This window comes from uncultured Roseobacter sp. (genome assembly GCF_947488185.1).
Lineage (GTDB): Bacteria > Pseudomonadota > Alphaproteobacteria > Rhodobacterales > Rhodobacteraceae > Roseobacter.
The window spans coordinates 291,626-304,856 of the sequence record NZ_CANKYM010000002.1 but is presented as its reverse complement, the minus strand read 5'-3'; the positions used below and the strand labels follow the sequence as shown (position 1 = coordinate 304,856).

General features: G+C 61.0%; 13 protein-coding genes. 3 read left to right on the top strand and 10 right to left on the bottom strand.

The annotated features are described in order from the left end of the window. Window positions 1-8: 8 nt before the first annotated feature. From Q1A52_RS07435 to Q1A52_RS07400, 8 genes are all read right to left on the bottom strand, one after another. Window positions 9-770, bottom strand: a complete 762-nt coding sequence (locus tag Q1A52_RS07435) for an SDR family oxidoreductase (protein WP_300013007.1) — start codon at window positions 768-770, stop codon at window positions 9-11. Beyond that, entirely contained in the window at window positions 767-1,813 is a 1,047-nt protein-coding gene (locus Q1A52_RS07430; protein WP_300013003.1) for an ester cyclase, read from the bottom strand. The genes Q1A52_RS07435 and Q1A52_RS07430 overlap by 4 nt, the downstream gene beginning before the upstream one ends. 62 nt (window positions 1,814-1,875) lie before the next feature. Beyond that, complete coding sequence (hisD, locus tag Q1A52_RS07425; protein ID WP_300013000.1) at window positions 1,876-3,204, bottom strand: histidinol dehydrogenase; 1,329 nt, start codon at window positions 3,202-3,204, stop codon at window positions 1,876-1,878. Window positions 3,205-3,216: 12 nt separating this feature from the next. Continuing rightward, window positions 3,217-3,747, bottom strand: a complete 531-nt coding sequence (locus Q1A52_RS07420; protein ID WP_300012997.1) for an ester cyclase — start codon at window positions 3,745-3,747, stop codon at window positions 3,217-3,219. Window positions 3,748-3,876: 129 nt separating this feature from the next. Next, window positions 3,877-5,034, bottom strand: a complete 1,158-nt coding sequence (locus Q1A52_RS07415) for a carbohydrate ABC transporter permease (protein ID WP_300012994.1) — start codon at window positions 5,032-5,034, stop codon at window positions 3,877-3,879. After that, on the bottom strand, window positions 5,034-6,059 hold the full coding sequence (locus tag Q1A52_RS07410) for a carbohydrate ABC transporter permease (RefSeq protein ID WP_299777921.1): 1,026 nt from the start codon (window positions 6,057-6,059) through the stop codon (window positions 5,034-5,036). Before Q1A52_RS07410 ends, Q1A52_RS07415 begins: the two co-directional genes overlap by 1 nt. A gap of 126 nt (window positions 6,060-6,185) precedes the next feature. Next, entirely contained in the window at window positions 6,186-7,403 is a 1,218-nt protein-coding gene (locus tag Q1A52_RS07405) for an ABC transporter substrate-binding protein (protein WP_300012991.1), read from the bottom strand. Window positions 7,404-7,479: 76 nt separating this feature from the next. Then, the gene (locus tag Q1A52_RS07400; RefSeq protein ID WP_300012988.1) at window positions 7,480-8,571 is read right to left on the bottom strand and encodes an ABC transporter ATP-binding protein; all 1,092 of its coding nucleotides are present in this window, start codon (window positions 8,569-8,571) and stop codon (window positions 7,480-7,482) included. Between the two features lie 126 nt (window positions 8,572-8,697). Here Q1A52_RS07400 and Q1A52_RS07395 point away from each other — a divergent pair, with 126 nt between their 5' ends. The 3 genes from Q1A52_RS07395 (at window position 8,698) to Q1A52_RS07385 (ending at window position 9,690) form a co-directional block, all read left to right on the top strand. Further along, window positions 8,698-8,937, top strand: a complete 240-nt coding sequence (locus Q1A52_RS07395; protein ID WP_300012985.1) for a hypothetical protein — start codon at window positions 8,698-8,700, stop codon at window positions 8,935-8,937. Between the two features lie 213 nt (window positions 8,938-9,150). Further along, window positions 9,151-9,342, top strand: coding sequence for a hypothetical protein (locus tag Q1A52_RS07390; RefSeq protein WP_300012982.1), 192 nt, complete (start codon window positions 9,151-9,153; stop codon window positions 9,340-9,342). Between the two features lie 12 nt (window positions 9,343-9,354). Next, a complete protein-coding gene (locus Q1A52_RS07385; RefSeq protein WP_300014920.1) occupies window positions 9,355-9,690 on the top strand; it encodes an ester cyclase in 336 nt (111 codons plus the stop codon). Here Q1A52_RS07385 and Q1A52_RS07380 read toward each other — a convergent pair. Next, a complete protein-coding gene (locus tag Q1A52_RS07380) occupies window positions 9,679-11,856 on the bottom strand; it encodes a thiamine pyrophosphate-dependent enzyme (protein WP_300012979.1) in 2,178 nt (725 codons plus the stop codon). The two genes, Q1A52_RS07385 and Q1A52_RS07380, sit on opposite strands and share 12 nt — an antisense overlap. Window positions 11,857-11,984: 128 nt before the next feature. Beyond that, on the bottom strand, window positions 11,985-13,208 hold the full coding sequence (locus tag Q1A52_RS07375; RefSeq protein WP_300012976.1) for an acyl-CoA dehydrogenase: 1,224 nt from the start codon (window positions 13,206-13,208) through the stop codon (window positions 11,985-11,987). Between the last annotated feature and the right edge of the window lie 23 nt (window positions 13,209-13,231).

Below are 13,231 nucleotides of genomic sequence, written 5' to 3'. Positions count from 1 at the left end.
CGTGCCCATCATCCTGCGGTCCACCCCCCGTCGATCAGCATCGAGGTGCCGGTGACCATGGCAGAGGCATCGGAGGCGAGGAAGAGCACCGCGCCCATGATGTCCCCGACCTCGCCGACGCGGGGCAGCTTTATCTTCTCCATGATCCAGGCGAGGCGCTCGGGATTGTCGAAAGTCACCTGGCTGAGCGGTGTGCGGATGAAGGTTGGACAGATTGTGTTGATGCGGATACCAGCCTTGCCCCACTCGATAGCCATGGCCTTGACCATGCCTTCGAGCCCGTGCTTCGAGGCGCAGTAAACCGCCCGGTCGACGCCGCCCACATGGCCCATCTGGCTGGAGATATGGATGATAGATCCCGGTTTTCCTCCTGTGATCAATGCCTTGGCCGCTTGAGCTGAGAGGAAGTAGGCCCCGCGCAGGTTGAGGCCCATCACCGCATCATAGTCTTCCGCTGTGGTTTCCGTCGCCGGGCAGTGGCGCGCGAGCCCCGCCGAATTCACGACGATGTCGAAGGGCGCGTCAAAGGCCCCGGCGAGGGCCGTCACATCGCTCTGATCCAGCGGCATCGCGTCCACCGACCAGCCCTGCCCGGCCATCCCATCGACGGCCTCCTGCAGGACCTCGGCCCTCCGCGCGGCACAGACCACATGCGCGCCCGCCTCGGCCAACGCCACCGCACAGCCCAAGCCGATGCCCGAAGAGGCGCCGGTCACCAGCGCGCGCTTGCCCGAAAGATCAAAGCTGGGGGTGCGGGGCAGATCGCTCATAATGCCACTCCGGTTTCGGGATCAAACCCCGCGCGCGCCTTGTTGAATTCACGCATGCGGGCCAGCACATCGACACCAATCTGATCGTACATGTGCAGCAGGTCCACCATCACCCAATTCTCGCGGATAAGCCTCTTCTCGATACGCCAGAAGTCGAGGCTTCGCATCTCGATCTTCTTACCCGTCGGCGCAATGCCGAGCCAGCCGCCATGGGTGATCGACTGGTACATGTCGGGCCAGCCTGTCACGGCCGCGTAGTTGCGATCACCGAAGAAGTGATATTCGATCTCATCCACATATTGCCCACGGTCCGGCATACCGTTGAGAAACGGGATCTGGTGCCACTTGCGGAAGCCCTCGATCCCGCGCCCGGTGCCGATCCCGGACGGCCCGTACCAGGTCATGCGTGGATGCCAGAACCGCTCCATCTCCATCACCTCGGGGCCACCTTGCGACGGGTGGCGCTTAAGGTACTCGAGCATCTCGACGATGTGATCGCGGCTCGCCTGCGCAGCCTCCGCATTATAAGGCCCCTTCACCAACCCGTCACAGGTGGCAGGCCCCGGGATGTGCCACTCCCGCCCCAGCGACGGGCTCATCGGCCAGGCGCCTGCCTGCATCATCACTTCGGGCAAATCCCAAAGCGCCTGCATCTCGGTGATCTTGCCACCCTCGAACCGGTAAAACTCGTGAAACCGCATATGCACCAGATGCCCGGTTGGCGGAATGTCGAGCCAGGGCGCGCGAAACGTACCGGTGTAGAACCCGCCACAGCCGATCCAATCCGCCCCCTCCGGCGTGGGGCCCGCTATCACGATGTGGTCGCGCCGCTCCAGATCCGGCACCGCGCGGCCCAGCGGCCCGTAAACCGCGTACACGTAGGCATCGACGCCCCGGATCGTCTCGAAAGGAAAGGCCATGCGAAAGACTACATCCGTCGCGCAAATGTCATGCAGAACCGCACGCACCGCCCCGAGGTCAAAATCATACATCGCCGCGCGCAACGGCAACAACAGCGCTTTGTGAGAGGAATGTGCGTCCATGTCTTCTTCTGGCCAAAAATATCCCGGGGGTCCGGGGGCAGCGCCCCCGGGCGGCGTAGATCCTACTCGGCAGCCTCCTGCGCAGGCGCGGCCTCGCCGTAAGGCACGTTTACACCACCGTAGCGTCGCACCCGAAGGTTACACTGCTCGGCATGCCCCACAAACCCTTCCAACATGCAGAGCCGCGAGCCATAGGCACCGATCTCCGCCGCCGCCGCATCCGTCGTCACCTTCTGATAACTATGCGTTTTCAGAAACTTGCCGACCCAGAGTCCGCCGGTATAGCGCCCCGCCTTCTTGGTGGGCAGCGTGTGGTTCGTCCCAATGACTTTATCGCCGTTGGCCACATTGGTGCGCGGCCCAAGAAAGAGCGCGCCATAGCAGGTCATATGGTCGAGGAACCAATCGTCGCGGTCCGTCATGACCTGCACGTGCTCGCTGGCCACGTCATCAGCCACCGCGAGCATCTCGTCGTAGCTGTCGCAGAGGATCACCTCGCCATACTCCTGCCAGCTCACCCGCGCGGTCTCCGCCGTCGGCAAAATGGTCAGGATGCGCTCGATCTCGGCCAGCGTCTCCGCCGCCAGTTTGCGCGAATTGGTCAGCAGCATAGCGGGCGAGTTATATCCGTGCTCCGCCTGCCCCAGCAGATCCGTCGCACACATCTCCGCATCGACGGTCTCATCGGCAATCACCATCGTCTCGGTTGGCCCCGCGAACAAATCAATGCCGACGCGGCCAAAGAGCTGGCGCTTGGCCTCCGCCACAAAGGCGTTGCCGGGCCCCACGATCATATGCACCGTGTCAATCGTCTCCGTCCCCAGCGCCATCGCGCCCACCGCCTGAATGCCGCCCATCACATAAATCTCATGCGCCCCGCCCAGATGCATCGCCGCGATCACGCCGGGGTTCGGTTTGCCCTTGAACGGCGGCGTGCAGGCGATGATACGCGGCACCTTCGCGACGCTCGCCGTGGCCACCGACATATGCGCGCTGGCGACCATCGGGAATTTCCCGCCCGGTACGTAACAGCCCACCGATTGCACGGGGATGTTTTTATGCCCCAGGATCACGCCCGGCATGGTTTCGACTTCGATATCCAGCATCGAGTCCCGCTGGGCCTGGGCGAAATTGCGCACCTGTTCCTGCGCGAATTTGATATCCTCCAACTCACGCGGGCTGAGCTGTGCGATCAGGTCGTCGATCTCCTGCTGGCTCAGCCGGAAGGACGCGGGGCTGTAGTTGTCGAACTTCTCGCTGAGCTCCCGCACGGCCACATCACCCCGCGCCTCAATATCCGCCAGCGTGGCCTCGACCGCCGCGCGCGTCTTGGCGTCATCGTCGGCGCGCTCGGCTTCGGGCTTGCCGCGTTTCAGATACTCGATTGCCATCTTACTCTCTCCTCACTGATCGGGGCGCGGCGGGGTTTTCTCGCCCCGATCAAAGGCTTCCCAGCCTTCGCCCCCGAAAACATCAACGCCCAGCTGGGCCAACACATGCGGAAAATCGACCATCACCCAATTGTCGGTGATCCTGCCGTCTTCCACCTTCCAGAAATCCATGTACCGAATGTCCACCCGCTTGCCAGTCGGCGCCACGCCCATGAACACGCCCGAATGGGTTGCCTCCTGCCGCCCGAAGGCCGCCGCCCATTCGCCCATGTAAAGCCGCGCTTCATCCACGCAGACCTTGTTGGAAAACGCCACCTGAAACGGGCGCTGCCAGTTGTCCTGAAACTCCCGCAGGCCCGTCTTGGTGCCGCAGCCCTGGTTGCCCATCCAGCGGAAGCTCTCCGCGAAGAACGCACCGATGTCGTCGATGCGGTGGTCGTTGAGACCATCGACCATGCCTTCGATCACGGCACGGGTGGCCTCTGTCTTGCTCATGTCCGTGTCTTTGGTCAGCACGGCCTGCTCTGGTCTGGATCCCTTCACCGGGTCCTCCTGTCATCATCAATCGTGGAAGGTGCGTGGGTTAAGACGCACCTCCCGTGATGAAATCCCGTGGCATCCGGTTCAGCGCCGGGTGGCGCTGCATGAGACCGGAGCGTGCGCGCTTGCTCATCAGCCCTTCACCGCCCCCGCTGTCAGGCCGCTGACGATCTGGCGTTGGAAGACCATGACCAGCAGGAAGAGCGGCGCGGTGATCGACACCGCGGCGGCGACCGCTTCGACCTGATCGGTGGTCGTCGTTTCACGGTTAAAATAGCCTGCAATGGCCGGGACCATGGTCTGGTTCTGCGCGTCAAGCAGGAGAGCGGTCACGAGGAAGTCGTTGTAGCCCAGCAGGAAGGAGAACAGCCCCGTGGTGATGACGCCCGGCCACATGACGGGCATGATCACCCTGCGGAAGGCCTGGAAGTGGCTGCAGCCATCGACACGGGCGGCCTCGTCCAGCTCGGCGGGGATGTTCTGGAAGAAGCTGCGCAGCATCCAAATGGTGAAGGGTTGGTTGATCGAGACGAGCACGGCGATCACCGCCCAGGGCTGGCCATAGAGCGTGGGCGCGCCCTCGCCAAAGATAGGCGCGAGGATTTCCGAGGAATTGATGAAGACCGGCAGGTAGCCTGCGACGAGCACCGAATGCGGCAGCGCGCGGAAGACCAGCGCTACAATTAGCAGCCAGAAGGCCAGATCAGATCCTGAGCGTGCCAGCCCGTAGCCCGCCAACGTCCCGACGGTGAGCGAGATGGTCACGACGCCCGCAGTCACCAGCATGGAGTTGAGGAAGTTGCGATAGAATTCATTCTCCGCCCAGACGGCGACATAATGCTCGGTTGTCATGCCAAGAACGGGTGTGCCAAGTGGCCCGAGGATGCCGTTGAGCGCGCCAAGGATCATGGGTAGCAGTCCGAGGAAAATCAGCACGAAGGCGATGGCGTAGACCAGCGCCCCGACAAGCCAGCCCAGCGCGATGAGACCGGGCGGGCAGTAGTGCCGGACCCAGCCCGGAAGCCGGGTGAAGGCCCAGCGGATCGCGAAGTAGAGCACGACCAGGCCGAAGATGACGTCAAGCACGGAAAGCCCATCGCCGCCTGCGCGTGTGGCAGGGCCGAGGATTACATCCCACGCGCTGTCGGCGAAGGCATCGACAGGAGATTTGAAGCTCATCACCGCGATCCAGAAGATGGGGAAAGCGGCAAGCAAACACCAAATGGCAAGGAAGGTGCCGGAGGACAGGCGCAGGACAAGGGGTTGCTGCATGGCTTTGGGGGTAGACATCAGTGCGCGCTCCCTTTGTGGTCGCGCCAAGTGCGGCGCAGCGGCAGGATCAGCAGGATGACAATGCCGATCATGGTGAGCATGGAAGAGGCGGAGGCGCGCGACATCGCGCGGTTGCCCGCATCGTCTGGTGTCATAAAGTCGAACGTCAACCACTGCAGCGAAATCACATGCGCTTGGCTGCGGAAGCCGACGATTTCATCGAAGACGCGGTAGCAGTCCATCAGGTGGATCAAGGCGATGAAGATGATCAGCGGCATAAGGTGCGGCACAATCACGTGGCGCAACCGTTCCCAGCGGCTCGCCCCGTCGATCACGGCGGATTCCAGTGTGTCCATGTTCACGGTTTGCAGGCCGGCATAGAAGATCACGAAGGCGAAGGGTGCAACGTGCCACACGCGATAGAAATACATCAGCAATTCAATGGTCCAGGCCTGTGCGAACATCGAGATATTCGTGCCTGTCCAGCGTTCCATCATCGTCGTCAGGATACCGTCACCCACGAAGAGCCAGTAGATCGACAGTGACCCGATCACCGGTGTGATGATGAAGGGCAGAAGCGAGATGAAAATGATGGGGCCGCGGATGGACCGCGTGGCGTTGTTCACAGCCAATGCGATGGCGAGGCCAACGCCAATCACCAGCGGCAGCGTCAGCAGCGTAAAGGAAAGCGTGAAACGCAGTGCCTTCCAGAAGTCGATCTGCATGATCTGGTTCCAACTGCCGTTGCCGACGGCGGCCCAGAATTTGTCCATCTGCAAAACGTTGCGGTAACTTTGCAGCCCCACCCATTGCGTTTCCGTGATCATCTTGCCGTTCTCGTCGAGTATCGGAACTGTCTTGATCTCGGTTGTGCAGGTCTGGGTCAGAAAGCCTGGTGTACAGGTTTCGACTTCGACTTGCTCCAGGATCGGCTGCGTGACCTGAAAACTCTGAATGAAAACACTAACCAGTGGGGCCGCAATGAACAGGAGCATCATGAAGACCGAGGGCCCGACGAAGGCTGCGAATGTCTTGAACTTCATGATCGTCTCCTAGCGACAAATCAGTTTGCAAAGTAGCCGTGAAGAGTTTGCAAAACACACATCTGATGCGCTTGACACACCCTTGGGCCGGCGAGGGCTGGCCGGGCGGACCCGGCCAGCACCAACTTACTTCAGGACGCCCGCTTCCTTGGCGGAGGTGGTGTAGGCTTCCTCGATGGCCGTCAGCGTCGCCGCGGCATCCCGCTCACCAGTCAAAAAGGCGGGTAGTTCGTTGCCGAGGGCGGTGTGCAACAATCCCATCTGTGTCGTGGACGGGTAGGCAGGCGGCGCCGGGTTGGCAGTTGCCGTTGCAATTGCCCCCTCGGCGATGTCCGTCGGTTGGTATCCATCAACCAGCCAGATGGCCGCATCGTTTGCGCCCTGCACCGTCTCGGCATCCAGGCCTTCCATGGCTAGACGAAACGCAGCATCTGCCTCTTCATCCGAGATGTTCTTGGCGATCACGATACCGTCCCACCAGAGCGTCGTGGCCGGTGCGCCACCGGCCACCGCCTTGGGCGCAGCCGCCATCGCGACCTTGCCGACGACCTGGCTTTCAGCCTCATCGTTCATCGCGCCCGCGCGGCTTGCCCAGAGGTTCGCCATGGCAATTTTGCCCTGCTGGAACTGCTGTTGCACGTAGGTAGAATCACTCACCAGCACCTCCGGATCGGTGAATTCCAGCGCCGCCTGCATTGTCTCCAGCGACGCCAGACCTGCGTCCGAGTTGACCGCTGTGGTATTGTCATCGTTGAAGAATTTACCCCCGTGGCCAGGATGCATGTTCACGAATTCCTGGGCGAGGTTCCAGCCGGACTTCATCGTTGCGCCCAGCGGATACTCCATAACACCCGCTTCTTTGATCTTGGCAGCGGCTGCGTAGACTTCGTCCCAGGTGGTCGGCGTCTCGATGCCGAGATCGGCCAACACATCGGAGCGGTACATCAGGTGCTGCGTGTTCACCATCATTGCCACAGCCATGATCTGACCATTGATCCGGATGAGTTGGTTCGGCTTGAGATTGGCGCCGTACTTCTCAACCAGATCGTCCAGCGGACGAATGGTGCCCGCGTTCAAGAGCGGCGTGATGGTGCCGTTCGACACACCGCCGATCTGGTACAGCGAGGGGTTGGCTTCAAAGGCCGCAGGCTGCTTGGTACGGAATTCCTGATCGAGTTCGGCTTGGAAGTTTCCGCATTCGGCCATGGCGTCGGTGACGGCTTTCCACGCCTCGAACCCGGCACTGAGAGACTTGACCGGCACCTCGTTCTGATAGGAGCAGGCCAGTGCCGCGCTCCCCAAGAGCGAGACAGCGCCCGCCAGTGCGATTTTCTTCAAGAACATATGCAAACTCCCTTTTGCAGTTTTGCAGAGTGCATCTTGCAAGGCTGCACTCGTGATTGACCCCTTAGGGCATGTGTTATCCTGCGGCACCGATGTGTGCGCTTGTTTCCGATCCTCTGGTGTCGATGCGCTGCCCGGTGGCCGTATCGAACAGGTGGCAAATCGCCACGGGCACAGCGAAGGAGATCGTATCGCCAATTTCGGCGCGGAACTCCTTGTGGGCCTTCACCGACACCAGCTGCCCCCCTGCGCGGACGGTCAGCATCGTGGCATCACCCAGAAGTTCGATGGTGTAGATCGGCGCGGTGATCTGCCCGTCACTACCTTCGGCCAAGGTCGCGTCCTCGGCCCGAAAGCCCAGCGTGACCGGACCGTCCGGACCTGAGAGGCCCGAGATCGATACACTATCGCCAGTGAAGGTGCCGCCCTGCATCTCGCCGTCCATCAGGTTCATGGCGGGGCTACCGATAAAGCTTGCCACGAAGGTATTGGCGGGGTGGTCGTAGATGTCGGTGGGCGTGCCAACTTGCTGCACCTTGCCCTGTTTCATCACCACGACACGGTCGGCGAGCGTCATCGCCTCGATCTGGTCGTGGGTCACGTAGACGGTGGTCACTTTCAGCTCGTGGCTAAGGTTCTTGATCTGGGCGCGAGTCGAGACGCGCAGTTTCGCATCGAGGTTCGAGAGCGGCTCGTCCATGAGGAACACGTTAGGTTCGCGCACGATGGCGCGGGCAAGGGCCACGCGCTGACGCTGGCCACCCGAGAGCTCTGCCGGTTTGCGGTGCAGAAAATCATCAAGCTCCACCATGGCCGAGGCGCGGCGCACGCGCTCGTCGTGTTCGCTATCGGGCACTTTGCGCACCTTCAGCGGAAAGCGGATGTTCTCATAGACGTTCATGTTCGGGTAGAGACCGTAGGACTGAAACACCATGGCTACGTCGCGGTCTTTGGGGTCGAGGTCATTCACCACGCGTCCGTCGATAATGATCTCGCCGTCGGTGGCGTCTTCAAGCCCGGCAATCATGCGCATCGTCGTGGTCTTGCCGCAGCCCGATGGCCCCAGCAGCACGAGAAACTCCTGATCGGCAATCGTGAGGTCGAAATTATCAACCCCGACAAAGCTGCCCCACCGTTTATTGATGTTCCGCAGTTGAATCTCAGCCATGCCGCCCCCGCTGTCGTGCCCTGCCTTTTGCAGGATGTATTAACGCTAGCCATTCAACTTGGCGCTTGGCAAGAGTTTTTTGCACACGTGTGCAAAGCTTGGTCAAAACCCGCAGGACTTGCCCCCATGCAGAGCACAAAGCTGATAATTCACGATTTTTTAAACGGCCTGCTCCAGCTTGGAGATGCTGCGTTGCAGCGCAGGTGCGATCAAGGTCTGCACCCTGATTGCCACTTTTATATGTCGCGTCCTTGCGGTTCTTTGCAGGGTACTGACGCGATTGCCAAAGGGGTCTTCAAATCGCTTCGCGCCGCGCTGCAGCACGCGCATCGAAGAGACGAAATATTCATCGCCGGGTCTAACTGACGCGCAGAAGGCGATGACTGGATCGCCTCTGTAACGCATTATGTCGGCATTTTTTGCGCCCCTTTTTTGGCATTCGCCCGTCCAAAAGATTGGCTTTTCTGCGCTCGGGCGAGTTTTACAGGGTCGAAAACGGTCGAATAACCCAGGCGCGAATCATCCTCGATCTGCCCGATCTGATGCGACAGGCCGGGCACGATCCATTCGGGGGGGCAATTGGGGCTGGAAACCCTTTTCCCAGGCCCAGCGCCCCATGACGGGGTGTTGCCCAACGGTGATCACGGCGCCCAAAGCCTCGACTTGGTCGAGGCAATGCTGAGCGATCTGCACATCTATGACCCGGCAACCGGTGGCTCCAATAGACAGACAGGCAAGGACGGCTATTGGGCTGAAGACATGATGTGGTAAGGGCCCTGCGGTATCGGATCAAATTACCGCTGGGAAGGGTTCGTCAAAGATCATTGTACGCCGTTCCTGGCAGCATTCCCGGATCGTAAGGGCAGCCATCACTACTGCCGGATCGGGGACGGCAACTACGCCGCCGTGTCAGGCTGGCCGTCGATGACCATGACACACCAAGGCCCCTATCTGGGCGTCGCTCCAATGGGCCGGGCGCTGACGTTGCGGGTGATAGATTTTTATCGCTGCGCGGATGGCAAAATTGCTGAAAACTGGGTGCTGCTCGACTACATGCACCTGATGGGCCAGATGGGCTTGGACCTGATCGCGCACTCCAATGCGATGTCAGGCAACTAGGTTTTTTACAGCAGCAACAATATGATCGCGCGAGGGCAATGTTGCGGCATACGCCGGGCCCGTAGCGATGAAACTGTCCTCCGCTGTCAGCCGCACGCTTTCCATCTCCGTTTCCGCAAACAAGGCCATGAGAGCCTCGGCCTGGCCGCCCGTTCGGCGACATTCATCGACAATGAGAAGTTTGCCACAATTCTCGACGGCCTTCAGCAGAGCAGCTTCGGGCAACGGCGCCAGCCAGCGCAGATCGACGACTCGAGTCGATATACCTTTCTCCGCCAACAAGTGCTGCGCCTGACGCGAGAGATAGTGCCCATTGCCATAGGTCACGATCGCCACATCCGTGCCATCACCGTGGATCCCGACCTGACCCAGCGCGATGCGCGCGTCAGGGTCGGGGTAGCGCGTCATCCACGCGCCATCGCCCGCATCATGCAGGTCCCTCATGGGGTAAAGCGCGATGGGTTCGACAAAAACACAAACCCGCTGCTCTTCTCGCGCGAGACGGTGACACTCGCGCAGCATTTGCGCCGCCTCTGCGCCCGTTGAAGGACAAGCAATTACGATGCCGGGTACATCCCGCAAGACAGCGAGAGAGTTGTCATTGTGGAAATGTCCGCCGAACCCCTTCTGGTACCCTAGCCCCGCAATGCGCAGGACCATCGGGTTGGTCCACTGCCCACAGCTGAAGAAAGGCAGCGTGGCCGCTTCGCCTCTCAATTGATCCTCGGCGTTGTGCAGGTAAGCGAGGAACTGGATTTCGGGCATGGGGACGAACCCGTTGTGCGCCGTACCGATGGCCAGTCCGAGGATCGACTGCTCATCCAGCAGCGTGTCGATCACCCGGTCAGGACCGAACCGCGCCTGCAGCTTTTGGGTGACGCCGTAGACGCCCCCTTTTCGCCCCACATCTTCGCCCATGACCAAGGTTTCGGGATGTGCAAGCATCAGATCGTGCAGCGCCCAGTTGATGATCCGCGACATCGGCTGCGGCGCGTCCATCTGTTGGACATCGCCGCCGAACAGGCGCAGACGCTGCTGCAGATCGGGACCGTTTGTTGGCGCACAGTTTCGCGCGGGCGGGATCAAGCTCGCCATAACGTCTTGTGCGGAGCCAAGATGCGGGCGTTTGACAACCTTCTCCGCTTCCGCCGCCACGGCCTCCAAGGTCTCGCGGTAAATGTCGGAAAGCACCTCCGCCGATGTCCCCTGCGCGGCTATCAGCAGACGCGCCGAATGCAGCAACGGATCATTCGCCTCATCCGCTTCCACCTCGGCGCGCGGCAGATAGCTGGTCGCGACATCAGCCCCGGCGTGACCATAGAGCCGTACCATCCGCACGTGCAGAAAGGCGGGCTGCCGTCTGGTTCGCACGAAATGGGCCGCCTCAGATGCGACCGCAAAGGTGTCAAAGATATCCAGCCCGTCCGCTTCGAAATACCGGATGCCTGGGCGATGCTGAAAGGAGGCTTTGATCCATCCAGCGGGTGTCTTGGTGGAAATCCCGATGCCATTATCTTCGCAAACCATCAAAAGCGGCAGGGGCACGCCCTGCGACGCCGTCCAGCCTGCCGCATTGATGGCCCCCTGAGCCGTAGAATGATTGGCAGAGGCATCGCCAAAGGAAACCATCGCCAAACCGTCCCGCGCAAGACAGCGATGCTCGGGCGCGCAGCGACGTGCGAGGCCAATGCTATAGGCCGCGCCAAGCGCTTTCGGTAGATGGCTGGCAATGGTCGAGGTCTGGGGGGGGATCATCAACGGTCTGCTGCCCAGAACCTTATGCCGCCCGCCACTGATCGGATCCTCCGCGGAACAGGCGAAACTCAGCAGCATGTCCCGCATCATGCCCGATTGGCCAACCTGCTGCGCTCGCGCGATCTGAAACGCGGCATCACGGTAGTGCAAAAAGGCGATATCATCTGAGCGCAAGGCCTGCGCCACAGCCGCCATACCCTCATGCCCGGACGAACCAATGGTGTAGAACCCCTGCCCCATCTTCTGCATCGCCCGGCTCTGGATATCCAGCGCCCGGCTCAGCACCTGCGCCCGGTAAAGCTCCAGCGCCACGGTCGGTTCAAGCGGCCCTGCCGGTGCCGCACCATCCGGAAAATCGCCCGCCGCAAGCCGCCGCACCAGGGCCTCATGCACAATCTTCACGCGGTCCATACCGCCCCCAAACCCATTTCGTCCCGCGTTTTTATGTCACCGTTCACCGGCTGACCAGACGCCCCGCTTCATTGTTCGATCAATATGCTCGGGGGTTCGGGGGCAGACAGCCCCCGGGTTTTCACACCTCAGAAAAATGCCTGGATCCCCGTCTGCGCCCGACCAAGGATCAGCGCGTGAACATCATGCGTGCCCTCGTAAGTGTTCACCGTTTCAAGGTTCATCATGTGCCGGATCACCTGGAATTCACCACTGATCCCATTGCCGCCGTGCATATCGCGCGACATGCGGGCGATATCGAGTGCCTTGCCGCAGTTGTTCCGCTTCACGATGGAGACCATTTCGGGTGCGGCATTGGCCCGGTCCATCAAGCGACCGACGCGCAGCGCACCTTGCAAGCCCAGTGAAATCTCCGTCATCATATCGGCAAGCTTTTTCTGGAACAGTTGCGTGCCCGCCAGAGGCTTGCCGAACTGGTGCCGGTCCAGCCCGTATTGCCGCGCCGCGTGCCAGCAGAATTCAGCCGCCCCCATCGCCCCCCAGCTGATGCCATAGCGCGCCCGGTTCAGACATCCGAACGGGCCTTTCAGACCCTGCACGTTGGGCAGCAGCGCCTCGTCGCCCACTTCGACGCCCTCCATGACAATCTCGCCGGTGACAGAGGCCCTCAGGGACAGTTTGTTGCCCACCTTCGGCGTGCTCAGTCCGGTCATGCCCTTTTCAAGGATAAAACCCCGGATCTTCCCACCATGCTCTTCGGACTTTGCCCAGACCACAAAGACATCCGCAATCGGCGCATTTGAAATCCACATCTTGGATCCGGTCAGCTTGTAGCCGGTCGCCGTCTTTTCCGCCCGGGTTTTCATGCCCGCAGGGTCGGACCCTGCATCCGGTTCGGTCAACCCGAAACATCCGATCCATTCGCCAGCGCAAAGCTTGGGCAGGTACTTCTTGCGTTGCGTCTCGGAGCCATAGGCATAGATCGGATAGATCACCAGGCTGGATTGCACCGACATCATGGAACGGTACCCGGAGTCCACCCGCTCCACTTCGCGCGCGACCACGCCGTAGGAGACGTAGGACCCGCCCAGCCCGCCATATTCTTCCGGGCAGGTCACGCCCAGCAAACCCATCTCTCCCATTTCGCGGAAAATCGCAGGCTCGGTTGTCTCATTTGCGAAGGCGTCAATGATGCGCGGTTGCAGCTTTTCCTGCGCATAGGCGCGGGCGGATTCCTCGATCATCCGCTCGTCCTCTTCAAGCTGGTCAGCAAGGCGAAACGGGTCGGACCAGTCAAACGCACCCAGATCAGGCGCGTCCTTGGCTTTCAGAACGGGGGCTTCAACATTCATGTCATATCCTCGCAGCAATGCGC